At 73.3% G+C, this 23,377-nt stretch carries 20 protein-coding genes and 2 tRNA genes; 12 read left to right on the top strand and 10 right to left on the bottom strand.

Features of this window, described 5'->3' with window-relative positions:
• Positions 1-29 precede the first annotated feature (29 nt).
• The 3 genes from PH190_RS10160 to yidD all read right to left on the bottom strand — a co-directional run bounded on the left by PH190_RS10160 (position 30) and on the right by yidD (position 2,486).
• On the bottom strand, positions 30-611 hold the full coding sequence (locus PH190_RS10160) for a Jag family protein (RefSeq protein WP_274231379.1): 582 nt from the start codon (positions 609-611) through the stop codon (positions 30-32).
• Between the two features lie 166 nt (positions 612-777).
• On the bottom strand, positions 778-2,103 hold the full coding sequence (gene yidC / locus PH190_RS10155; RefSeq protein WP_337993804.1) for a membrane protein insertase YidC: 1,326 nt from the start codon (positions 2,101-2,103) through the stop codon (positions 778-780).
• Positions 2,097-2,486: a membrane protein insertion efficiency factor YidD gene (gene yidD / locus PH190_RS10150; protein ID WP_420791617.1), complete on the bottom strand. Its 390-nt coding sequence runs from the start codon at positions 2,484-2,486 to the stop codon at positions 2,097-2,099. Before yidD ends, yidC begins: the two co-directional genes overlap by 7 nt.
• Before the next feature lie 168 nt (positions 2,487-2,654).
• Between yidD and PH190_RS10145 the strand changes: the two genes are divergently transcribed.
• Positions 2,655-3,458 (top strand): FkbM family methyltransferase, encoded by an 804-nt coding sequence (locus PH190_RS10145; RefSeq protein ID WP_274231378.1) that lies wholly within the window; start codon positions 2,655-2,657, stop codon positions 3,456-3,458.
• Here PH190_RS10145 and rnpA read toward each other — a convergent pair.
• Both rnpA and rpmH read right to left on the bottom strand, forming a co-directional pair.
• The gene (gene rnpA / locus PH190_RS10140; RefSeq protein ID WP_274231377.1) at positions 3,448-3,804 is read right to left on the bottom strand and encodes a ribonuclease P protein component; all 357 of its coding nucleotides are present in this window, start codon (positions 3,802-3,804) and stop codon (positions 3,448-3,450) included. The two genes, PH190_RS10145 and rnpA, sit on opposite strands and share 11 nt — an antisense overlap.
• Before the next feature lie 112 nt (positions 3,805-3,916).
• The gene (rpmH, locus tag PH190_RS10135) at positions 3,917-4,060 is read right to left on the bottom strand and encodes a 50S ribosomal protein L34 (protein WP_133826811.1); all 144 of its coding nucleotides are present in this window, start codon (positions 4,058-4,060) and stop codon (positions 3,917-3,919) included.
• 403 nt (positions 4,061-4,463) lie between these two features.
• On the opposite strand from rpmH, the gene dnaA reads away from it, so the two are divergent.
• The 9 genes from dnaA to PH190_RS10090 all read left to right on the top strand — a co-directional run bounded on the left by dnaA (position 4,464) and on the right by PH190_RS10090 (position 17,586).
• Positions 4,464-6,140 carry a chromosomal replication initiator protein DnaA gene (gene dnaA, locus PH190_RS10130; protein WP_274231376.1) on the top strand — a complete coding sequence of 559 codons (1,677 nt, stop codon included), beginning with the start codon at positions 4,464-4,466 and terminating at the stop codon, positions 6,138-6,140.
• A 950-nt stretch (positions 6,141-7,090) separates the two neighbouring features.
• The gene (gene dnaN / locus PH190_RS10125) at positions 7,091-8,326 is read left to right on the top strand and encodes a DNA polymerase III subunit beta (protein ID WP_274231375.1); all 1,236 of its coding nucleotides are present in this window, start codon (positions 7,091-7,093) and stop codon (positions 8,324-8,326) included.
• A gap of 92 nt (positions 8,327-8,418) precedes the next feature.
• Complete coding sequence (gene gnd / locus PH190_RS10120) at positions 8,419-9,318, top strand: phosphogluconate dehydrogenase (NAD(+)-dependent, decarboxylating) (protein WP_274231394.1); 900 nt, start codon at positions 8,419-8,421, stop codon at positions 9,316-9,318.
• Positions 9,319-9,367: 49 nt separating this feature from the next.
• Positions 9,368-10,546 carry a DNA replication/repair protein RecF gene (recF, locus tag PH190_RS10115; RefSeq protein WP_274231374.1) on the top strand — a complete coding sequence of 393 codons (1,179 nt, stop codon included), beginning with the start codon at positions 9,368-9,370 and terminating at the stop codon, positions 10,544-10,546.
• Positions 10,547-10,574: 28 nt separating this feature from the next.
• Positions 10,575-11,270 (top strand): DciA family protein, encoded by a 696-nt coding sequence (locus PH190_RS10110; protein ID WP_274231373.1) that lies wholly within the window; start codon positions 10,575-10,577, stop codon positions 11,268-11,270.
• Between the two features lie 218 nt (positions 11,271-11,488).
• Entirely contained in the window at positions 11,489-13,507 is a 2,019-nt protein-coding gene (gene gyrB, locus PH190_RS10105; RefSeq protein WP_274231372.1) for a DNA topoisomerase (ATP-hydrolyzing) subunit B, read from the top strand.
• Positions 13,508-13,735: 228 nt separating this feature from the next.
• Complete coding sequence (gyrA, locus tag PH190_RS10100; RefSeq protein ID WP_274231371.1) at positions 13,736-16,246, top strand: DNA gyrase subunit A; 2,511 nt, start codon at positions 13,736-13,738, stop codon at positions 16,244-16,246.
• Between the two features lie 62 nt (positions 16,247-16,308).
• The gene (locus PH190_RS30765) at positions 16,309-17,430 is read left to right on the top strand and encodes a DUF3566 domain-containing protein (protein WP_420791616.1); all 1,122 of its coding nucleotides are present in this window, start codon (positions 16,309-16,311) and stop codon (positions 17,428-17,430) included.
• A gap of 82 nt (positions 17,431-17,512) precedes the next feature.
• Positions 17,513-17,586: transfer RNA gene (locus PH190_RS10090), tRNA-Ile, on the top strand.
• Positions 17,587-17,664: 78 nt separating this feature from the next.
• Here the strand turns inward: PH190_RS10090 and PH190_RS10085 are convergent.
• From PH190_RS10085 to PH190_RS10070, 4 genes are all read right to left on the bottom strand, one after another.
• Positions 17,665-18,075: a histone-like nucleoid-structuring protein Lsr2 gene (locus PH190_RS10085; RefSeq protein WP_274231370.1), complete on the bottom strand. Its 411-nt coding sequence runs from the start codon at positions 18,073-18,075 to the stop codon at positions 17,665-17,667.
• 120 nt (positions 18,076-18,195) lie between these two features.
• Positions 18,196-18,642: an SRPBCC family protein gene (locus tag PH190_RS10080; protein WP_274231369.1), complete on the bottom strand. Its 447-nt coding sequence runs from the start codon at positions 18,640-18,642 to the stop codon at positions 18,196-18,198.
• Positions 18,642-19,481, bottom strand: a complete 840-nt coding sequence (locus PH190_RS10075; RefSeq protein WP_274231368.1) for a phosphoenolpyruvate hydrolase family protein — start codon at positions 19,479-19,481, stop codon at positions 18,642-18,644. Before PH190_RS10075 ends, PH190_RS10080 begins: the two co-directional genes overlap by 1 nt.
• A complete protein-coding gene (locus PH190_RS10070) occupies positions 19,478-20,680 on the bottom strand; it encodes a Tm-1-like ATP-binding domain-containing protein (RefSeq protein WP_274231367.1) in 1,203 nt (400 codons plus the stop codon). Before PH190_RS10070 ends, PH190_RS10075 begins: the two co-directional genes overlap by 4 nt.
• Positions 20,681-20,956: 276 nt before the next feature.
• Here PH190_RS10070 and PH190_RS30760 point away from each other — a divergent pair, with 276 nt between their 5' ends.
• Both PH190_RS30760 and PH190_RS10060 read left to right on the top strand, forming a co-directional pair.
• Complete coding sequence (locus PH190_RS30760) at positions 20,957-21,058, top strand: DLW-39 family protein (protein WP_420791620.1); 102 nt, start codon at positions 20,957-20,959, stop codon at positions 21,056-21,058.
• Between the two features lie 5 nt (positions 21,059-21,063).
• Positions 21,064-21,136 (top strand) — tRNA-Ala (locus tag PH190_RS10060).
• Between the two features lie 357 nt (positions 21,137-21,493).
• Here the strand turns inward: PH190_RS10060 and PH190_RS10055 are convergent.
• Positions 21,494-23,374, bottom strand: a complete 1,881-nt coding sequence (locus PH190_RS10055) for an FAD-dependent monooxygenase (RefSeq protein WP_274231365.1) — start codon at positions 23,372-23,374, stop codon at positions 21,494-21,496.
• Between the last annotated feature and the right edge of the window lie 3 nt (positions 23,375-23,377).

Genomic DNA, 23,377 nt, shown 5'->3' with positions numbered 1-23,377 from the left:
GTCGCGGCGAGTCGGACCGATCACCGGTCTCAGCCCGCCGGGTGGACCACGACGCGGCGGCGGGGCTCCTCGCCCTCGCTCTCGCTGCGCACCCCGCCGACCGCCGCGACCGCGTCGTGCACGATCTTGCGCTCGAACGGGGTCATCGGCCGCAGGCGCTGCGCGCGGTTCGTGTCCTTGGCCTCCTGGGCGGCGGTGCGCCCGAGGTCGGTCAGCTCGGAGCGGCGCTGCGAGCGCCAGCCGGCGACGTCGAGCATGAGGCGGTTGCGGGCGCCGGTGGACTGCTGGACCGCGAGGCGCGTGAGCTCCTGGAGCGCCTCGAGGACGTCGCCGCGGGCGCCGACGAGCTTCTCGAGGTCCTTGCCCCCGTCCACGCTGACCACCGCGCGGCCGGCCTCCACGTCCAGGTCGATGTCCCCGTCGAAGTCGAGGATGTCGAGCAGGCGCTCGAGGTAGTCGCCCGCGATGTCGCCCTCACGGACGAGCTGGTCCTCCGAACTGCGCTCGGCCCGCGACGCGTCGTCGGCCGGGCCGGTGCCGGACGCACGGTCCTGCTCCTGCTCCTGGTCCTGCTCCTGGTCGTGCTCCTGCGACGCCACCGTCTCCGACACGCCGTCTCCTTCCGCCGGGCCCCTGGGGGCCGTCTGGCACGCGCTGCGCCGCTCCACGCGCGCGTGCGGGTCCGTGTCCGGCTCGCGCGGCCCGGGGGGCGTGCGCGGTGGCCGGGGCCCGCGACGGCGGGGGACGGCCTGGCCGTCCGCACCCGCCGTCCGCCGGCTACTTCTTCTTCTTGCCGCGCTTGCCCTGGCCCGAGGACGCCAGCTGGCCGCCCTTGCCACCACCCTTGCCGCCGGCGGTGCCGTGGGAGCCGTTGCCGCCCGATGCCCCCGACCCGTTGCCCGCGCCGTTGGCCGCACCGCTCGCGCCGCGGGCGACCTTGCCCGGCGTCGCGCTGCCGGACCCCTGGCGGGCGCCGCCACCGTTGCGGGCGGGGCCGACCTTGCCGGGCGCCCGCCGGCCCGAGCCCTTCCCGGGCTTTCCTCCGCCGGCGGCCCTCGCCCCACCCGCCGTCGAGCCCGCCGACCCGGCGGCCGGCTGCGCGTCCGGCACGTCGGCGTCCGCGTCGGCGACGGCGTCCGGGCCGTCCCCGTCGACGACCTCGTCGGCCGTCCCCTCCGCGGCGGTCTCGGTGGTCCCGGCGGGACGCTGGCGCTGCGGCTTCTGACCGACCTGCGGCTTCTGGCCCACCTGCGGCTTCTGGCCGGGCTTCGGGGCCAGCGCGTCACGCTGCTCGCGGGCCTGCTGGCGCAGCTCCTCCTCCTCGCGGGCGATCTTGCGGTAGATGAGGAACTGCTGCGCGAGCGTCCAGGTGTTCTGGCTCAGGAAGTAGATGAGGATCGCGATCGGGAAGAAGGCACCGAAGACCAGCAGACCGGCGGGGAACAGCCACATCGTGATCTTGCCCATGATCGCGGCCTGCGGGTTCGCCGCGGCCGCGGGGCTCGGGTGCTGCTGCGAGACGCGTGCGGTGAAGTGGGTGGCGACGGCCGCGAGGATCATCAGCGGCAGCGCGACCGGCAGGACGTGGGCCTGGAACTCGCCGAAGTTGAAGCTGAAGGTGCCCAGCGACTGCATGCCGCCGGCGATCGCCTCGTTCAGCCGGACACCGAAGATGTCGGCGTTGGTGAACGACTCGATGTCGGCCCGGTCGAAGACGTAGTTGTACGGGTAGTTCGGCTGGAACCCGCGCAGCACGTGGAACAGACCGATGAAGACCGGCAGCTGGACCAGCAGGGGCAGACAGCCGCCGAGGGGATTGACCCCGTGCTCCTTCTGGAGCTTCTGCATCTCCTCGGCGAGCTTCTGCCGGTCGTTCTTGTACTTCTCCTGCAGCTTCTTGATCTGCGGCTGGAACTCCTGCATCTTCCGCATCGAGCGGACCTGGCTGATGAACGGCTTGATCAGCAGCGCGCGCAGGGTGAAGACCAGGAAGATCACCGACAGCGCCCAGCCGAGGCCGCTGGCCGGCCCGAGGACGAAGCCGAACACCTCGTGCCAGAACCACATGATGGCCGACACGGGGTAGTAGATGAAGTTCAGCACGACTCTCGCTCCTCGTGGTGGGGGGTCTCGGCCCCCGTGTCGGCGGCGCGGCGGGGCCACCCGCACCGCGTCCGGTGCCCGCGGGGCGGCACCGGGTCCAGGCCTCCAGGGTGCCAGGGGGCGCACTTGGCCACCCTGACCAGGGTCAACCCCGTGCCGATCACGACCCCGTGCGTCCGCAGCGCGCCGACGGCGTAGGCGCTGCAGGTGGGGTGGAAGCGGCACGACGGCGGGAACATCGGCGAGATCCAGCGCTGGTAGAAGCCGAGCACGGCGACCAGCGCGCGCACGGCGACCGAGGGCCGGCGCCCGGCGTCCGGCTGCCGGGCGTCACCGGCGGGCGGCTCCGCCGCCGCGCCGTGCACCGGTGCCCGGTCCTCCACCGATGCCGTCCTCCTCGTCGCGACCACGGTCGACCGCCGTGGGGATGCCGGGAGCCCGTCACGCGCCGCTCCCGGTCGTGCGCTCCATGGTGCCCGTCCGCGCCCCGGGAAGCGACCGCCCGCGGGGCTCCGGCGGTCGCCCGTCACCACCGTGGGAGCATCCGCGCCGTGTCGATCGTCGGAGGGCCGGCCACCGAAGGACGCAGTGGCGGGGCGGACGGACCGTCGCCGGGTGGGCGCCGTGTCACCCGACGCTCCCGCGCCGTCCACCGGGTCCTCGCGGCCGCCGCGCGCCGGGGCACCGCCGTCGAGAAGGAGATCCTCGGTCTCGCGGACCTCGTCGACCCGGGCGACGTGTGCCTCGACGTCGGCGCCGAGTTCGGTCTCTACACCCACGTGCTCGCCGACCTCGTCGGACCGGGCGGCGCGGTCCACGCCTTCGAGCCCCAGCGCGGCGCCCACCGGGCGCTGCGGCTCGGCGTCCGTGCCGCCGGGCTCACGTGGGTGCACCTGCACCGGGTCGCCCTCGGCGCCGTCCCCGGGACCGCGGAGCTCTCCGTCCCCCGCCGCCGCGGCCTGCCCGTGCACGGCCGGGCGTTCCTGACGGCCGGGGCGTGCGACGACGGACCGAACCGGGAGTTCCCGCGGCAGCGACTCGAGACCGTGGCGGTCGAGACCCTCGACACGGCCGTCGCCGACCTCGTGCCGGGCCGGCTCGCGCTGGTCAAGGCCGACGTCGAGGGTGCGGAGGGCGCGCTGCTCGACGGCGGCGCCGCGACGCTCGCGGATCACCGCCCGCACCTGCTGCTCGAGATCGAGGACCGGCACACGCGCAAGTACGGCGTCGGCGCCGACGCGCTGTTCGCCCGGCTCACGGGCGAGCTGGGGTACCGCGCCCACACCTGGTCGGCGGGCTGGCGGCCCGTCACGGGGATCGTCGACACCGAGCGCAACTACCTGTTCAGTCCGTGAGCCGCAGGCGGGCGAGGGCGGCGTCGAGGTCCTCGCCCAGCTCGGCGGAGGTCGCGTCGGCGGCCGCCGGCTGCGCGCGGATCACCAGGTCCGTCCCCGCCGGCAGCGCCTCGAGGCGCGGGCGCAGGAGGTGGCGCAGCCGCCGGCTGACCCGGTGCCGCGTCACGGCCGGGCCCACGCCGCGGCCGACGACCAGCCCCGCCCGGGCCGGCCGGTCCGGCGTCGGGGGGACGTCCGAGGGCGGCAGGGCGTGCACGACGAGGCGGCGGCGCCCGGCCCGCCGCCCGCGGCGCAGCACGAGGCGGAAGTCCTGGGGCCGGGTGATCCGGAGGGGGCGCGGGAGCACGGGGGAACCGGCGGGGAGGGACGCGGGGACCCGGCACACGACGACGGGACCGCGTCCTCGCGAGGAGCGGTCCCGTCGTGGGGTCGTGCCGGCGGGTCGGACCCGCGCGCGATCAGGCGCTGAGGGTCTCGCGGCCCTTGCGGCGACGCGCGGCGAGCACCGCACGGCCGGCGCGCGTCCGCATGCGCAGCCGGAAGCCGTGGGTCTTCGACCGCCGACGGTTGTTCGGCTGGAACGTGCGCTTGCCCTTGGCCACTTTCGGGTTCTCCTGCTCCAACGCGTCGCGTGAGGGCGACGCCACGGTCAGTCACGGATCGGATCCGGCCACCCGCACGGCAGCGGCTCCGCTTCGTGACCAGGGTAGCCGGTGCTGCGACCGGGCCGTGCACCCCGGGTCGCACCGCCGTCCGGGGGAGGTTGTGGGCGCCGTGGGGTGCTTGTTAGCGTCCACCACTCGCCGAGGGCGCGGCCTCGGCGCGGGGCCGGTGGATCGGCTCCAGCGGGGGGTGGAGGACCCGGGCGTCGGGGGGCGTCCGTCGCACCCGCTCGCCACCCTCAGCGCGCCGTCGTGCACAGTTGTGGACAGGGCTGTGGACACGTGTGCCCATCGACGGGTCGGCGGTACCCACGACGGTGTCAGGGGACGGAGGGGGTGCGCGGTGTCGGACCAGCTCTTCGACCTCGACGAGACCTGGGGCCAGGTCGTCGCCGAGCTCACCGCCGGCTCGGGCGACGGGGCCATGCTCTCCCCCCAGCAGCGGGCGTGGGTGCGCGTGACCCGCCCGCTCGGGCTGCTCGACGACACCGCACTGCTCGCCGCACCCAGCGAGTTCGCCAAGGAGGCGATCGAGCGCGCCCTGCGCGACCCGATCGTCGCCTGCCTCTCCCGCCACATCGGCCGGCCCGTCTCGCTCGCGGTGCGCGTCGACCACAGCGCCCGCCCGACGCCGGACGTCGGCCCGAGCACCTCGCCGCTGCCGCGGGTGTCGCTCTCCGCCGACGGTGGTCACCCGTCGGGCGACGGTCACCACCCCGACACCGGGCCCGACACCGGCTACCTCGCCGCGACCTCGTCGCCGAGCGCACCCACGTCGTCCCACCGCGCCGAGGCCATCGCCGCGGCCGCCGGCGTCGGGCGGGTCACGCACAACCCGGACCGGGCCCACCCCGAGGAGGAGGTCGACGAGGTCCGCGACGGCCTCGCCGCCGTCCACGAGATCTGGGCCCCGCGCACGCCGGGCGAGCCGGTCGGCGAGATGCGCGACACGGGCCCGGACCCGGCCCGCGGCGCCCCCCGCTCGCAGACCCGCCTCAACGAGAAGTACACGTTCGACACGTTCGTCATCGGGGCCTCGAACCGCTTCGCGCACGCCGCGGCCGTCGCGGTGTCCGAGGCGCCGGCCCGGGCGTACAACCCGCTGTTCGTCTGGGGCGACTCCGGGCTCGGCAAGACCCACCTGCTCCACGCCGTCGGCCACTACGCCCAGCGCCTCTTCTCGGGCATGCGCGTGCGCTACGTGTCGACCGAGGAGTTCACGAACGACTTCATCAACAGCCTGCGCGACGACCGCAAGGTCGCCTTCCAGCGCCGCTACCGCGACGTCGACGTGCTGCTGGTGGACGACATCCAGTTCCTGGAGGGCAAGGAAGGGACCCAGGAGGAGTTCTTCCACACCTTCAACACCCTCCACAACGCGAACAAGCAGATCGTCGTGTCGTCGGACCGCCCGCCCAAGCGGCTGGAGACGCTCGAGGACCGGCTGCGCACGCGGTTCGAGTGGGGCCTCATCACCGACATCCAGCCCCCCGAGCTCGAGACCCGCATCGCGATCCTGCGCAAGAAGGCCGCCGGCGAGCGGATGGCCGCCCCGCCCGAGGTGCTCGAGTTCATCGCCGACCGCATCGAGCGCAACATCCGCGAGCTCGAGGGCGCGCTCATCCGCGTCACGGCCTTCGCGTCGCTCAACCGGCAGCCGATCGACCTCCAGCTCGCCGAGATCGTGCTGCGCGACCTCATCCCGGACTCCCGCCAGTCCGAGATCACCGCGCCGACCATCATGGCGGTGACCGCCGAGTTCTACGGCGTCTCCATCGACGACCTCTGCGGCCCCGGCAAGACGAAGGCCCTCGCCCTGGCCCGCCAGATCGCGATGTACCTCTGCCGCGAACTCACCGACCTCTCGCTGCCCCGCATCGGACAGATGTTCGGCAACCGCGACCACACGACGGTCATGCACGCGGACAAGAAGATCCGCAAGGAGATGGCCGAGCGCCGCCGGACCTACGAGCAGGTCCAGGAGCTCACCGCGCGCATCAAGCAGCGCGCCCGCGGCTGAGGGCCCGGGGGGAGCAGCGAACGTCACCCTCGCTGCCTCCGACGCAGCCAGGGACGCCCTCGCTGCTCCTCCGCGTGCACTCCCCGCTCGAACCGGCGCCCCTGCTCGCCCTCGGCCGCCCGCTTCCCGCGCAGCGAAGGTCACCCCCGCTGCCTCCCACGCAGCCGACGACGCCCTCGCTGCTCCTGCACACCCCTCGCGCTCGCCCGCTGCCGCCCCGCTTCCCGCGCAGCGAACGTCACCCTCGCTGCCTCCCACGCAGCGAGGGACGCCCTCGCTGCCTCTCCCCGCGCGCCCTCCCCGCGCGCCCGCGACGCCCGCCCCGAGGACGCCGACCCGCGCCGCAGACGCCGACATCTCACGCTGCGTCGAGATACGGCGTCACGTTGAGCGACGCAGAGTGACCACTGGAGCAGGGCCGACGCGCCGAGACGACGGTGCCGCGCGCCGGGCTCCGTGTGCGGTAGCACACGGCGATCGTTCGACTCCCGATCGACCCACAGCTGGGGACAAGTCTGTGGACATCCGCCGCTCGCCGGTGGAAATGGGCGGGACGAGCAGGCCCGGGGCGCGGTCCGTCCACCGGACACGCCGCTGCGTCCCCGGATCCGGGTACCGCCGACGCCGAGGTGTCCACACCGGATCCGGCCGCCCGACCTGCGGCGATCGCCCCGATCCACACCACGCACAGGACTTACTGCTTCTACTGTTCTTCTCTCTTCAGGGAACTCCAAGAGAACAGGTGGTGTGGACGCGTGGAGCGCGCCACGCCGAGGACGCGACAGGACGACCCGGAGGGCCACCCGATCGGCTCGCACCGAGACCGGGCCCGGAGTGTCGGACCCCTCCTGCACGCTCTACCGTGATGCACCCGCGCCGGGGGCGCCTCCGTTCGACGGCACCCACGCCGGACGGACTCAGCCACCGGCCCAGCAGGGGGAGGACCCGCGATGAAGTTCCGCGTCGAACGCGACGCCCTCGCCGACGCCGTGGCCTTCGTCGCCCGCAGCCTCCCGAGCCGCGCGCCCGTCCCGGTCCTCGGCGGCGTCCTGCTCGACACCGAGGGCGACGGCACGCTGACGGTCTCGGGCTTCGACTACGAGGTCTCCGCCCGCGTCGAGGTGCCGGCGATGATCGGCGACGCCGGCCGCGCGCTCGTCTCCGGTCGCCTGCTCGCCGACATCACGCGCGCCCTCCCGCCGCACCCCGTGGACGTCACCGTCGACGGGCCGCGCGCCGCCATCGCCTGCGGCAACGCGCGGTTCAGCCTCCCGACGATGTCGGCCGAGGACTACCCGCAGCTGCCGGACATGCCGCCGGTCGCCGGCGCGCTCGCGCCCGAGGTGTTCGCGCAGGCCGTCTCGCAGGTGGCGGTGGCCGCCGGCCGCGACGACACGCTGCCGATGCTCACCGGCATCCGCATCGAGATCGACGGCTCGACGCTGACGCTCGCGGCCACCGACCGGTTCCGCCTCGCGGTCCGCGAGTTCTCGTGGGAGCCGGGCGAGAGCGCGGGCGGCGGCGAGTCGGGCGAGGTCGCGCTGCTCGCCCCGGCCAAGACCCTCGCCGAGGCCGCCAAGACGCTGACCTCGTCGGGCTCGCGCATCGAGCTCGCCCTGGCCCGCGGCGACGGCCTGCTCGGGCTGGCCGGCGGCGGCCGTCGCTCGACGACGCGGCTGCTCGACGCCGAGTTCCCGCGCTACCGCCAGCTGCTGCCCAAGGAGCACACCTCGGCGGCGGTCATCGAGATCGCGCCGCTGGTCGAGGCGATCAAGCGCGTCTCCCTGGTGGCCGAGCGCGGCACGCAGGTCCGCCTCGAGTTCGCCGACGACACGCTGCGCCTCACCGCGGGCGGCGACGACGAGGGCAGCGCCGAGGAGGAGCTCGCCTGCCGCTTCGTCGGCGAGCCGCTGACCATTGCGTTCAACCCGGGCTACCTGCTCGACGGCCTCTCCGCGCTGGGCGCCGAGCACGCGCACCTGTCGTTCACCACGCCCAGCCGCCCCGCCCTGCTGCGCCCGGCCTCCGCGCCCGGCGGGTCCGGCGACGACGCGGGGGCGGCCGATGCGCCCGCCGAGGCCGGGGCCACCGCCGTCGAGCCCGGCCCGGGCGACCAGGTGGACGACCTCCCCGAGCCCCGTCCGGGGTACCTGTACCTCCTCATGCCGGTGCGTCTCCCGGGCTGAGCCCCTACGGTTCGGCGCGTATCCCGACCCGTGCGCAGGTGCCGCCCCGTCCGGGGGTGGCCGACCGAGAGGAACGCGACGTGCAGCTGGGGATGGTCGGACTCGGCCGGATGGGCGGCAACATGGCCGAGCGGCTGCGTGCCGCCGGCCACGAGGTCGTGGGCTACGCCAACGACGGGTCCGGTGACGTGGCGTCGCTGGACGAGCTGGTCAAGGCGCTCTCGGCGCCGCGCACGCTGTGGCTGATGATCCCGGCGGGCGAGCCCACGCACTCCACGGTCCGCAGCCTCGCGGACCTCCTCGACGAGGGCGACCTCGTCGTCGACGGCGGCAACAGCAAGTTCACCGACGACACCGTGCACGCCGAGCTGCTCGACGCCCAGGGTGTCCGCTACGTCGACTGCGGCGTCTCCGGCGGCGTGTGGGGGCGCACCGAGGGCTACGGCCTCATGGCGGGCGGCGACGCGGCCGACATCGAGCGGATGATGCCCGTCTTCGACGCGCTGCGGCCCGAGGGCCCGCGCGAGGAGGGCTTCGTGCACGCCGGCCCGGTCGGCGCGGGGCACTACGCGAAGATGGTCCACAACGGCGTGGAGTACGGCCTCATGCAGGCCTACGCCGAGGGCTACGAGCTGCTCAACGCCGGCGGCCCGGTCACCGACGTCGGCGCGGTGATGAAGGCGTGGAGCCGCGGCACCGTCGTGCGCAGCTGGCTGCTCGACCTCATGGTCCGCGCGCTCGAGGCCGACCCGCACCTCGACGAGATCACCGGCTACGCCGAGGACTCCGGCGAGGGACGCTGGACGGTCGACGAGGCGATCCTGCACGCGGTGCCGCTGCCCGTGATCTCGGCGGCGCTGTTCGCCCGGTTCGCCTCGCGGCAGGTCGACTCGCCCGCGATGAAGGCCGTGGCGGCCCTGCGCGCCCAGTTCGGCGGGCACGCGACGCACAAGGCCGGCGAGGCGGCGAACGAGCCGCCCACCGGGGGCTGAGCGGTTCGTCCGGGAAGATCCGGGAAGAGCGGAGCGACGGGAGGAGCAGATGTACGTCCGGGCGCTCTCGGTCACCGACTTCCGCTCCTGGGAGCAGGCCGACCTGACCTTCGCGCCCGGGGTCTCGGTGCTCGTCGGGGCCAACGGCCAGGGCAAGACGAACCTGGTCGAGGCCGTCGGCTACCTCGCGACCCTCGCCTCGCACCGCGTCGCGGGCGACGCGCCGCTGATCCGGCGCGGCGCCTCGTCGGCGACGGTGCGGGCGGTGGCGGTGAATGAGGGCCGCGAGCTGACGGTCCAGGTCGAGATCGCGAGCGGGAGGGCCAACCGGGCGCGGGTCAACCGCGCGCCGGTGCGCAGCCCGCGCGAGGTGCTCGGGATCGTGCGCACCGTGGTGTTCGCGCCCGAGGACCTCGCGCTCGTCCGCGGCGACCCCGGTGAGCGCCGGCGCTTCCTCGACGAGCTGCTGGTCGCCCGCGCGCCGCGCTGGGCCGGGGTGCGCGCCGACTACGACAAGGTGCTGCGCCAGCGCTCGGCGCTGCTCAAGACCGCGAAGAACGCCCGCGGCGACACGAGCACCCTCGACGTCTGGGACGCCCACCTCGCCCGGGCCGGGGCCGCGCTCGTCACCGGCCGCCTCGAGCTGACCGCGGCCCTCGCGCCCCACGTGACCCAGGCCTACGCCGAGGTGGCGCCCGAGTCCGAGCCGGTCGGCGCGCGCTACCGCTCCCGCGCCGAGAGCGTGGACGCGCTCGGGGCGCCGGCGGCGGGCGTCCCCCGGGCGGCGGAGGTCGAGGCGCTGCTGCTCGAGGAGATGCGCCGGCGGCGCCACCAGGAGATCGAGCGCGGGGTGTGTCTGGTCGGCCCGCACCGCGACGACCTCGAGCTCACCCTCGGCGAGGGCCCGGCCAAGGGCTACGCCAGCCACGGCGAGTCGTGGTCGCTGGCGCTCGCGCTGCGCCTGGGCGGGTTCGAGCTGCTGAGCGGCGAGGGCTCGGAGCCGGTGCTCGTGCTCGACGACGTGTTCGCCGAGCTCGACGTGCGGCGCCGCCGGGCGCTCGCGCGGACCGCCGCGCGCGCCGAGCAGGTCCTCGTCACTGCGGCCGTGGACGACGACGTGCCCGACGACCTGCAGGGAGCACGCTACGTGGTCGATTCCGGCACGGTGCGTGAGATGACGGCGGTCGGTGGGACGACAGGGGGTGGTTCTGGTGGCCCGGACGCGTGACATCGGTGGAGGTCCTGGGGACAGACCTGTGGATGCTGTGGACAACTCGGGCGACGTGGGCCGGCCGGCGGGTGCTCCGGGTCCGGATCCGGGCCGCGACCAGCAGCGCCGTCCCGACCACGCTGTCCACACCCCCGAGCCGGATGATCCGGGTACGGACGGAAGCGCTGCGCCGAGCGGTCACGACGGCCCGCGCCGGGGCGCCGACCTCGCCCGCGACGCGCTCGCCGCGGCCCGGGCCGCGTCGGCCGAGCGCCGGGCGCGGGAGGGCGGTCCGGGCGGCGGGGCTGCGGGGGTGCGGCCGGTGCGCCGCGGCGGCGGCCTCGGCCGACCCCGGCGTCGTGGCTGGTCGGGGTCCGGCGCCGACGACCGCGACCCCCAGACCCTCGGCCGCCTCGCCTCCCGCCTCTCCGGCGACCGCGGCTGGGCGCCGAAGCTGGCGAACGGCTCGGTGTTCGGGCGCTGGGCCGAGCTGGTGGGTGCGGAGGTCGCCGAGCACGCCCGTCCCGAGTCCCTCCGTGACGGCGTGCTGACCGTGCAGGCGGACTCGACGGCGTGGGCGACCCAGCTGCGCCTGCTCCAGCGCCAGCTCGTCGCCCGCCTCGCCGCCGGGCTCGGCGACGGCGTCGTCACCTCCATGCGCATCCACGGCCCCGCGGCCCCCAGCTGGCGGCGCGGGCCGCGCCACGTGTCGGGCCGCGGGCCGCGCGACACCTACGGCTGAGCGCGTCGGGAAGCCGCGTCAGAGCCGCGAACGAGCCCCGAACCACCCTTCCCGGCCGGTCGCACCCTCCGACGGTCGTTTCGTGCGCCGTGTGACGCGCTGAGCCGCGTGCCCGGGCCGTTTCTGCACGAGCGACCCGGTAGACTGGAGGAAGGTACGGACCCGCCCGCGCGCCTCGCGCTCGGGCACGCGCCCACGCGAGGGAGACACCGGAGCTCGTGGCAGCCGCACAGAACTCGGCCCAGAAGAAGAACAACGGGGACTACAGCGCCTCGTCCATCACGGTCCTCGAGGGCCTCGAGGCGGTCCGCAAGCGGCCCGGCATGTACATCGGCTCCACCGGCGAGCGCGGTCTCCACCACCTCATCTGGGAGGTCGTGGACAACGCCGTCGACGAGGCCATGGCCGGCTACGCGACGCGTGCCGAGGTGACCCTGCTGGCCGACGGCGGCATCTCGGTCGTCGACGACGGGCGCGGCATCCCGGTCGACACCCACCCCGTGGAGAAGAAGCCGGCCGTCGAGATGGTCCTGACCATGCTCCACGCGGGCGGCAAGTTCGACGACAAGTCGTACGCCGTCTCCGGTGGCCTGCACGGCGTCGGCGTCAGCGTCGTCAACGCGCTGTCCACCGCGCTCGACGTCGAGATCCACCGTGACGGCCAGGTCTGGACCCAGCACTACGACCACGCGCGCCCGGGCCCGCTCACCGAGGCCGGCAAGACGCGCAAGACCGGCACCACGATCACGTTCTGGGCCGACCCCCAGATCTTCGAGACCACGACCTACAACCTCGAGACGATCTCGCGGCGCCTGCAGGAGATGGCCTTCCTCAACAAGGGGCTGACCATCGTGCTGCGCGACGAGCGCAAGCCCGAGAACGCCGACGAGTCGAGCGAGGTCGACGAGGCGCCCGACGCCGAGGGCTACGTGTCCAAGGTCAAGGAGCGCACGTTCCACTACCCGGGCGGCCTCGAGGACTTCGTCGCGTACATCAACCACGCGAAGGAGCCGATCCACCGCAAGCCGGTGGGGTTCCAGGCCGAGGGCACGGGCCACCAGGTCGAGATCGCGATGCAGTGGAACTCCGGCTACTCCGAGTCGGTCTACACCTTCTGCAACACGATCAACACCACCGAGGGCGGCACCCACGAGGAGGGGTTCCGTTCCGCGCTCACCGCGACGGTCAACCGCTACGCGCGGGACAAGAAGCTCATCAAGGAGAAGGACCCGGCACTCACCGGTGACGACATCCGCGAGGGTCTCGCCGCGATCGTCTCGGTGAAGGTCGCCGAGCCGCAGTTCGAGGGCCAGACGAAGACGAAGCTCGGCAACACCGAGGTCCGCTCGTTCGTCCAGAAGGTCTGCAACGAGCACCTGGCCGACTGGTTCGAGGCGAACCCGGCCGAGGCCAAGACCATCATCAACAAGGCGGTCGGCTCCGCCCAGGCCCGCCTCGCGGCGCGCAAGGCCCGCGAGCTCGTCCGGCGCAAGACCGCCGGCGACCTGGGTGGTCTGCCCGGCAAGCTCGCCGACTGCCGCAGCAACGACCCCGAGCGCAGCGAGGTCTACATCGTCGAGGGCGACTCGGCGGGCGGTTCGGCGAAGTCCGGCCGCGACTCGATGTTCCAGGCGATCCTCCCGATCCGCGGGAAGATCATCAACGTCGAGAAGGCCCGCATCGACCGCGTCCTCAAGAACAACGAGGTCCAGTCGATCATCACGGCGCTCGGCACGGGCATCCACGACGAGTTCGACCTGACGAAGCTGCGCTACCACAAGATCGTGCTGATGGCCGACGCCGACGTCGACGGCCAGCACATCCGCACGCTGCTGCTGACGCTGCTGTTCCGTTTCATGCGCCCGCTGATCGAGAACGGCCACGTCTTCCTGGCGATGCCGCCGCTCTACAAGATCAAGTGGGGTGGCCGGAACGCCGAGCCCGAGTTCGCGTACTCCGACCGCGAGCGCGACGCGCTGCTCGAGGCCGGCCGCGCGGCCGGGAAGAAGATCAACAAGGACGAGGGCATCCAGCGGTACAAGGGCCTCGGCGAGATGAACGCCAAGGAGCTCTGGGAGACCACGATGGACCCGGAGACCCGGCTGATGCAGCAGGTGACGCTGGACGATGCGGCCACGGCCGACGAGCTGTTCAGCGTGCTCATGGGCGAGGACGTCGAGTCGCGTCGCTCGTTCATCACCCGCAACGCCAAGGACGTGCGGTTCCTCGACGTGTAGTCGTGCCGGGGATCGCAGGACAGCGCGACGAAGGAGTGCTGGCGTGCGCATCCCCTTGGCGCGGCCAACGAGTCGAGGTCGAGGGCGGGTGGCGACGTTTCCCGTGGAACGGAGCCCTCGCCCGCGACCCGGACGGCCCGGTGACCTGCGTGGACACGCCGGCACGGGCCGACCGGGGAGCCGGGGGAGCACCCCCGGCCCCGATACAGTGCGAAAGGTGAGAGCCGCGTGACCGAGACGACCCTGCCTCCCGGTGGGTCCGGCGACCGCATCGAGCTGGTCGACATCCAGCAGGAGATGCAGCGCTCCTACATCGACTACGCGATGTCGGTCATCGTGGGTCGCGCGCTGCCGCTGGTGGAGGACGGCCTCAAGCCGGTCCACCGCCGCGTCCTGTACTCGATGTACGACTCGGGCTTCCGGCCCGACCGCAGCTACGTCAAGTGCGCCCGCGTCGTCGGCGACGTCATGGGGAACTACCACCCCCACGGCGACTCGGCGATCTACGACGCGCTCGTGCGCCTCGCGCAGCCGTGGTCGATGCGCTACCCGCTGATCGACGGGCAGGGCAACTTCGGCTCGCCGGGCAACGACCCGGCCGCGGCCATGCGCTACACCGAGTGCCGCCTCACCCCCCTCGCGATGTCGATGCTCGCCGACATCGACGAGGAGACCGTCGACTTCATCGACAACTACGACGGTCGCACGCAGGAGCCGTCGGTGCTCCCGAGCCGCGTGCCCAACCTGCTGATCAACGGCTCGGCCGGCATCGCGGTGGGCATGGCGACGAACATCCCGCCCCACAACCTCCGTGAGGTGGCCGCGGGCGCGACGTGGGCGCTGGACAACCCGGAGGCCTCGGAGGAGGAGACCCTCGAGGCGCTCATGGAGCGCATCAAGGGCCCGGACTTCCCCACCGCCGGGCTCGTCGTCGGCACCGACGGCATCCAGTCGGCCTACCGCACCGGACGCGGCTCGATCCGCATGCGCGCGGTGGTCGAGGCCGAGGAGGACGCCAAGGGCCGCACGATCCTGGTCGTCACCGAGCTGCCCTACCAGGTCAACCCGGACTCGCTCATCGAGTCGATCGCGACGCTGGTGCGCGACGGGAAGCTCCAGGGCATCGCGGAGATCAACGACGAGTCGTCGGACCGCGTGGGCCGGCGCATCGTCATCACGCTGCGCCGCGACGCCGTCGCGAAGGTCGTGCTGAACAACCTCTACAAGCACACCCAGCTGCAGTACAGCTTCGGCGTCAACATGCTCTCGATCGTCGACGGTGTGCCGCGCACCCTGCGGCTCGACCAGATGATCCGGCACTGGATCCGCCACCAGATCGACGTCATCGTCCGGCGCACGCGCTACCGCCTGCGCAAGGCCGAGGAGCGGGCCCACATCCTGCGCGGCCTGGTCAAGGCGCTCGACGCCCTCGACGAGGTCATCGCGCTGATCCGGCGCTCGGAGACCGTCGACGTCGCGCGCACGGGCCTCATGGAGCTGCTCGACGTCGACGAGGTCCAGGCCCAGGCGATCCTCGACATGCAGCTGCGGCGCCTTGCCGCCCTCGAGCGCCAGAAGATCGTCGACGAGCTCGCCGAGATCGAGGAGACGATCCGGGACCTGCAGGACATCCTCGACCGGCCCGAACGCCAGCGGCAGATCGTCCGCGACGAGCTCGGCGAGATCGTCGAGAAGTACGGCGACGACCGCCTGACCCGCCTGGTCGGCTACGACGGCGAGGTCGCCGACGAGGACCTCATCGCCGTCGAGGACGTCGTCGTCACCATCACGCGCACCGGCTACGCGAAGCGCACGAAGACCGACCTCTACCGGACCCAGAAGCGCGGCGGCCGCGGCGTGCAGGGCGCGACGCTGAAGCAGGACGACATCGTCTCCCACTTCTTCGTCTGCTCCACGCACGACTGGCTGCTGTTCTTCACCAACCGCGGCCGGGTGTACCGGGCGAAGGCCTACGAGCTGCCCGAGGCCACCCGCAACGCCCGCGGCCAGCACGTCGCGAACCTCCTCGCGTTCCAGCCCGAGGAGCAGATCGCGCAGGTCATGCACATCCAGGACTACGAGGCCTCGCCCTACCTGGTGCTCGCCACCAGGTCCGGGCTGGTGAAGAAGTCGCGGCTGACCGACTTCGACTCCAACCGCGCCGGCGGCCTCATCGGCATCAACCTGCGCGAGGGCGACGAGCTCGTCGGCGCCGTGCTCTGCTCGGGCGACGACGACCTGCTGCTCGTGTCCGCGGAGGGCCAGTCGATCCGGTTCTCGGCCACCGACGACGCGCTGCGCCCGATGGGCCGTGCGACGTCCGGCGTCACCGGCATGCGCTTCAACAGCGGCGACGAGCTGCTCTCGCTCGGCGTCGTCCGCGAGGGCACGTTCCTGCTCGTCGCCACCGGCGGCGGCTACGCGAAGCGCACGCCGATCGAGGAGTACCCGGTGCAGAACCGGGGCGGCAAGGGCGTGCTGACGCTGCAGTACGACCGCCGGCGCGGGACCCTCGTGGGTGCGCTCATCGTCGAGCTCGACGACGAGCTGTACGCGATCACGACGAGCGGCGGGGTGATCCGGACGACCGCCAAGGAGGTCCGCAAGGCGGGCCGCCAGACCAAGGGTGTGCGACTGATGAACCTCGGTGAGGGTGGCACGCTGCTCGCGATCGCCCGCAACGCCGAGAACGCCGTCGACCCCGACGCGGGCGGCGCGACCACCCAGCCCCAGCCCTGATCGGCCCCGGTCGTCCCCCGACGCCCCCGGCCCCGTCACCGAGCGACGAGACGAGTCCTGCCGTGAGCACACCCAGCAAGCCGGACGAGCCGAACCCCGCGACGTCGGAGACGTCGGGCGGGTCGCGGACGGGCACGCAGGAGGCCGATCGGTCGGGGGACCCCGGGACCCGTGAGGCGGACTCGACCACGCAGGTCGGGACCGTCGACGAGGGCAAGCCCGGCAAGCCCGGCGAGCCGGCGGACGGCGAGCCGGGCGCGGCGTCCGGGTCGGGCGCGGACGGCGGCGAGTCGCCCGCGGGTGGCCCGGCGGGCCCGCCCCCGCCGTGGCAGCGCGGCGGCGTGGCGACCGGCCCGCCGTCGGGCCCGGTGCCGGCGGGACGTCCCGGCGGTGCGCCGTCGGGGCCGCCGCGGCCCGGACCGGGCGGCCCGGGGGGCCCCGGTGGCCCGGCGGGTCAGGGCCCCGGAGCGGGTGGCCCGGCCGGCCCCGCGGGTCCCGGCGGCCCGGGCGGCTCGCAGCCGCCGTCGGGCCCGTTCCCGCGCCCCGGCGGCCCCGGTCCGCAGGGTGGCGGCCCCGGCTACGGGCGCCCACCCGGCGAGGGGTCGGGGACGCCGTCGGGCGGCATCCCCGTCGCCGTGCGGACGGCGCCGGCGTCGGGCACCGCACGGCCCGACAGCACGGGCGCGCCGAGCGGATCCGGCATCGACGCGCCCACCAACCAGCTCACCCCCGAGCAGCTCGGGATGCGCCGTGACGACGACGAGCCGCGCCGCGAGCCCGACGACGTCACGGAGCTCTCGGCGGGCCGTCCGCGTACGGCCAAGGCGCCGCGGCGGGCGAGCCTGCAGGTGCGCCGCTTCGACCCGTGGTCGGTGCTCAAGCTCGCGCTCGTGCTCGGCGTGGCCCTGTTCTTCGTGTGGATGTTCGCCGTCGGTGTGCTCTACGCGGTGCTCGACGGGATGGGCGTCTGGGCGCAGCTCAACGGCACCTACCAGGACCTGACGTCGGACTCGGGCGGTGGCGGCGAGCTCATCACCGCGGGCGGCGTGTTCGGCGTCGCGGCGGTGATCGGGGTCGTGAACATCATCCTGTTCACCGCGCTGGCCAGCGTCTCGGCGTTCATCTACAACATCTCCGCCGACGTCGCCGGCGGCATCGAGGTCACCCTCTCCGAGCGCGACTAGCGCGGCGGGAGGGCAGGGGCCGGGTGTCCGGCGCCGCGTGACCGTCCGGTACCGTGGCGCCCGCACCGGTTGGTCGCCGCGAGGGCCCATAGCTCAGTTGGTTAGAGCGCGTCGCTGATAACGACGAGGTCGCTGGTTCAAATCCAGCTGGGCCCACCCCCACGGGTGCACCCCACGACACGACGGCCCCGGAGCATCGCGCTCCGGGGCCGTCGTCGTGCTCGGGGGTCGTGCTCAGCCCGAGAAGGTCGCGGAGTGGTCGGAACCCTTCCGCTGGGCCTCCCACGCCTCGACCACGTTGTTGGGCACGCGGCCGCGGTCGGACACCTCGAAGCCCTGGGCCTTGGCCCACTCGCGGATCTGCTTGGAGGTCTCGCGGTCGTAGCCGCCGGGCGAGGTCGCGCGCGGCGTGCCCGTCCCCGCGCCCGAGCGACGGCGACCGCCGCTGCCCGAGGAACGCCGGCCGCCGGTGCGGCGGGCCGCGGCGACGTAGTCGGCGAGCGCGTCGCGCAGCTTCGCGCTGTTCTTGTCGTCGAGGTCGATCTCGTACGTCACACCGTCGAGAGCGAACTCGACCGTCGTGATGTCCTCGGCCTCCTCGCCGGTCAGGTCGTCGACCAGGGTGACGATGGTCTTCTGCGCCATGGCGGGCGTGACTCCTCACTACTTCATCGAACCGATGAGGTGCCGTCTATTCGTTGCTCTCGCGAGATTAGCAAAGAAATGACGAGGTGTTCGCACCGGTCCCGATTCGTGCCGTGCGCGTCACGCTGCCGAGGACAAATGCGCCGCGAGGCCCTCCAGTCCGCTGGCGAACACATCCCGGGAGAAGAACGCCATGAGCCGTTCGGCGTCACCGGGGTCACAGTCGAAGAGGACCGACCAGGAGACGAAGCATTCGCCCGAGGAGGTCACGGGGAACACGCGGATGGTCGCGCGGTAGTCCTGCACGGGGAAGGGCGATTCGAGGATGGCGTACGTGAGCGTCCGCTCGCGGTCGTCGAGGGCGACCAGCTGCTCGACGACCGTGCCGCCGTCACCGTCGAGGGCGAGCCGGCGGACCGCGCCGACCTGGTCGGCCGGGACGTCGCCGTCGAGCCGGCAGGCGGCGACCGCGGGCACCCAGGCGGGCAGGCTGTCGAAGTCGCGCACCACGCGCCAGACGGCGTCGACGTCGGCCGGGATGACCGTGCTGCTGCGGGTCTCGGGCATCAGATCTCCTCCAGGGGGGTGGGGCGCAGGTCGACGAACGCGCGGGTCGTGGCCGTGAGGGCCTGTTCGGTGGGGAGGCGCTCCATGCTGCTGGCGCCGTAGAAGCCGTGGCAGGTGCGCGTGCGGGACAGGACGTACGCGGCGTCGTCCGGGGACGAGACGGGCCCGCCGTGCACGAGGACCAGGACGTCGTCGCGCACCGACAGCGCCGCCTGCGCCCACTCGTCGACGAGCGCGACGCAGTCGTCCAGCGACTTCGCGGTCTGCGCGCCGATCGAGCCGCCGGTGGTGAGTCCCATGTGGCAGACGACGATGTCGGCGCCGGCGTCGGTCATCGCGCGGGCGTCGTCGGCGGAGAACACGTACGGGGTCGTCAACAGATCCTCCTCGTGCGCGGCGGCGATGAGCTCGACTTCGCGGTCGAACCCCATCCCGGTCTCCTCGAGATTCACCCGGAAGGTGCCGTCGATGAGGCCGACGGTCGGAAAGTTCTGGACGCCGGCGAACCCGAGCTCGCGCAGCTCGCGCAGGAAGCGGGGACGGATGAGGAACGGGTCGGTGCCGTTCACCCCCGCGAGCACCGGGGTGTGCCGCACGACGGGGATGACCTCGCGCGCCATCTCGACGACGATGTCGTTGGCGTTGCCGTAGGCCAGCAATCCCGCGAGCGAACCGCGGCCGGCCATGCGGTATCGGCCGGAATTGTAGATGACGATGAGGTCGATCCCGCCGTCCTCCTCGCAGCGGGCGGACAGGCCGGTCCCGGCCCCGCCGCCGACGATCGGCTCGCCGCGGTCGACCTTGGCGCGCAGGCGATCGAGGATCTCGGCGCGGGTCACGGGCGTCCTCCGGGGTTCTCGGTGACCTCGGCGAGCGCCGCGACGAGCGTCGCGGCGAACTCGGGGTCGTTGACGTGGTGGGGGCTCTCGACGATGCGGTGGTCGTCGCTCTCCCGGAACTCCCGCCGCAGGGTGTCGAAGAGCGCGGCGTCGGCCTCGGCGTCGGCGAAGGGCATGCCGGGGGCGTCGAGGGCCGAGACGCCGCCGGTCGGCAGCACGAGGCGCACGGGGCCGGGGCAGGTGTTGAGCTGCCGCGCGAGGAACTCACCAGCGGCCCGGTTCTCCTCGGGCGTGGTGCGCATGAGCGTCACCTGCGCGTTGTGCTCGTAGAAGGTGCGCCCGCGGAACTGCTCGGGCACGGTGTCGGGCGCCCCGAAGTTGACCATGTCGAGGGCGCCGACCGACCCCACCCACGGCACGCCGGTCCGCGCGACAGCTCCGAGGCGGTCCTCGGTGGCGGCCATGACGCCGCCGACGACGAGGTCGGCGATCTCGGTGGTGCTCACGTCGACGACGGCCTCGACCAGCCGGTCGTCGACGAGCTTCTCCATCGCCCGCCCGCCGGTGCCGGTGGCGTGGAAGACGAGGCAGTCCCAGCGGTCGCCGACGGCCTCGGCCACGGCGGTGACGCACGGCGTCGTCACCCCGAACATCGTCAGGCCGAGCGCGGGCCGGTCCTGCGCCGGCGGCGTCTCAGCCGCGATCATCCCGCCCAGCGCGTGCGCGGCGTTGGCGAGCACGCGGCGGCTGATGCGGTTGAGCCCGGCCACGTCGGTGACCGAGTACATCAGCGTCATGTCGACCGCGCCGACGTACGGCGCGACGTTGCCCGACGCCACCGTCGACACCACGACCTTCGGCACGCCGACCGCCAGGCGCTGCAGCGCCGGCGTGGTGATCGCGGTCCCCCCGGAGCCGCCCAGCGCGAGGACGCCGGCGAGGTCGTCGCGCGCCGGCAGCCACCGCTCGAGAGCCGCGGACATCGCCGCGACCGAGCTCCCGCGGTCGCCGGTGAACGCGTCGTCGCCGGCGACCTCGCGCGACGTGACGTCCGCGGTGCTCCCGTCCGGGTCGCTGGTGCCGACGTCGACCGTCGTCACCGCGTGCCCCGCGTCGCGCAGGAGCCCGGCGACGTAGCGCAGCTCCTCGCCCTTCGTGTCGAACGTGCCCACCACGTAGGCACGATCCGTCCCGGCCATCCGCGCTCCCGTCCACGAGACCTCGTCGTCCGACGGGTGAGTCCTACCGCCCGCCCGCCACCCGGCGATACCCGTGGACGATCACCGGGGCAGGTCCGAGCGACGGGTCCCTCGAGGGATGTCGTGCGAGTGCCTCGCGGCGGCGAGGAGCACGTCCGGCAGGTCCGCGAGGCCGTCGATCATGCGCAACGTGCCCGTCGCGTGCTCGGGGACGAGTGTGGGTGCTGCGGTACCGTAGGCCTGGTCGTCGTCGGAAGGGGTGCAGTGAAGGCACTCGTGACGCTCGCCCTGGCCGCCGGTGCCGCCCTGCTCCTCCGGCGCCACCGCGATCAACGACCGACGCGAGACGTCTGGCGCGAGGCGACCACCTCGTCCTGACCCTCGGGGACGTAGCTCAATTGGCAGAGCACCGCCTTTGCAAGGCGGGGGTTGAGGGTTCGATTCCCTTCGTCTCCACCCACTGTGACCTGAAAAACGCTCAAGTACGTGATCGTCCGTGCCCGGACGTGGCACGAAATCGAGGCGGTGCTCTTCCGCTCGATACGTCGCCCAGCGAGCTCGAGCGCGCTACGGCGAGCGGAAGAGACGCGTGAAGTGCGCGAAGGCCACTGCGCGACGACGATCACGACCAGCACGAGCCACCGCCACCACGTCGGGTTGGTCAGTGTCGCGAGCACGAAGACGAGGTCGAAGGCGATCAAGCTGCCGACGAGGACTTGCCCGGCGGCGCGCTCGGCCCTTGGGCTGAGAGCGGCGCCGGGGACAGCTGTGTCGCGGTCTGGGCTGTCGGTCCCGGCGGGCTCCGGCCGGGATTCACGAGGGCCCTGCTCCCGATGCTGTCGGCGGCTCCTTGATCCCGAGCACCTGGTGAAGGGCGTCCTCGAGCGCCCGCTGCGCGTCGTCGTCGTCCCACTGGGCGTCGAGGTGCCGCCAGGCGACGAACCCGTCGGGTCGCACGAGGACGGCGCCGGCCTCGTGGACCTCACGCAGGCGGTCCCAACCGCGGTAGGGGTCCTCGGTCCCCTTGGCGCCGACGACGACCGCGTCGAGGAACGGCAGGTCGAGCTTGCGGACCGCGGCGACCCACGCCTGCCCGGCGAATCCGGTGAGCAGGCTGAACCGGCCGTGCCCAGTGACATCAAGGGTCGAGGTGCGCCGTCCGCGCGCGTCGACCAGCCAGGTGTGCGGAACCTTGGCGCCCGGCCTGGTCGTGGCCTGCAGGTAGAGCTCGGGGTCCCGAGGCCACTCCTCCGGGGCGGCATCGGGATCGGGAACGACGGCGGTGGAGGTGTAGCGCTGGTTGAGCTCGACGCCCTGAGCGTTGAACTCGTGGTTCTTGAGCTCGAGGGCCTCGGTGAGCGCAGCGCGCACCTCGACGCCAGCCGGGGAGGGGTCGCGCAGCTTGGCGAGTCCGGCGGCGATGGGGTCCGCCTCGCCCTCGGTGCGGAAGCACTCGTTGAGCGGGGCGTAGTCGACGCGCGACTTGTTGGCGCGAGCGACGATCTGCTCGCCGACGGGGCGGCGCTCGTCGTTGTAGGTCTCGAGCAGCTCGGGTCTGGCCCAGCCGCGGACGACGTAGGCGAGCTTCCAGGCCAGGTTGTGGCCGTCCTGGATCGACGTGTTGGAGCCCAGCCCGCTCGACGGTGGGTGGCGGTGCACGGCGTCGCCGCCGCAGAACACGCGGCCCTTCGACCACTGGGTGACGTTGGCCTGGTTCACGTACCAGGGCGCGCAGGACACGATCTCGATGTCCTGGTCGGGGTCGCCGATCAGCTCGCGAATCTTGGCGGTGACGCGCTCGGGGTCGGTGTCGGGGTCGCCGTCGGCCATGTCGTAGCCCCAGCCGGCGATCCAGTCGTCCCACGGGCGGATGGCGCGCAGCAGGCCCATGCCGATCTCGCCGAAGCTGGCGCCGGGGCGCATGAACCAGTGCAGGATGCTCGGCCGGTGCTCGACGTGACGTGAGAGGTCGGCGCGGAAGCGGGTGTAGAGGGTGCCGGCGCGGGCGATGGTGCCCTCGATGGGCAGGTCGAGGTCGGCGACGACCTGGGAGCGTGCGCCGTCGGCGCCGACGACATAACGGGCGCGCAGGTCGTAGATGCGTCCGTCGAGGGCGTTGGCGAGGTGCACGGTGACGCCGTCGTCGTCCTGGTCGAGGCCGCAGTACTCGGTGTTGAAGTCGAAGACGCAGCCCCGCTCCGCGGCCGCGGCGACCAGCACGGGCTCCATGTAGGGCTGCGGGATGTCGGCGAGCGGACAGGGGCTGCCGAGGACGTAGTCGCCGTGGCGCTCGTCGCCGGTGCCCCAGGTGCGCAGCCGGGCGATCTCGTCGCCGGTGAGGCTGCTCGCGAACAGGGTGTCGCCCATCAGCTCCCACGGGGTGGCGTGCTTGAGCGCCTCCTGCTCGACGCCGAGGTCGCGCAGGACCTCGAGGGTGCGTTGGTTGGTGATGTGGGCGCGGGGGCCGTTGGCGACCCAGTTCCAGCGGGTGACCGTGCGGACCCGGATGCCGTAGGTGGCCAGGGCGAGAGCGGTGGCGATGCCGAAGGGTCCGGTGCCGATGACCAGGACGTCGGTGTCGAAGCCGTCCGCGTCCGGTCCGGCGACGACGCGGGCGCCGGGTGCCTCGGAGGTGAGGGCGCCCTGGGGCAGTCGGCCGGTGTAGGTGCTGGGAGTGGTGGCTGGCGTTGACATGAC

Origin of the sequence: Actinomycetospora straminea (genome assembly GCF_028737255.1) — a bacterium.
Lineage (GTDB): Bacteria > Actinomycetota > Actinomycetes > Mycobacteriales > Pseudonocardiaceae > Actinomycetospora > Actinomycetospora straminea.
Note: the sequence above shows the minus strand (reverse complement) of the source record. Positions and strands in the feature narration are given on the sequence as shown.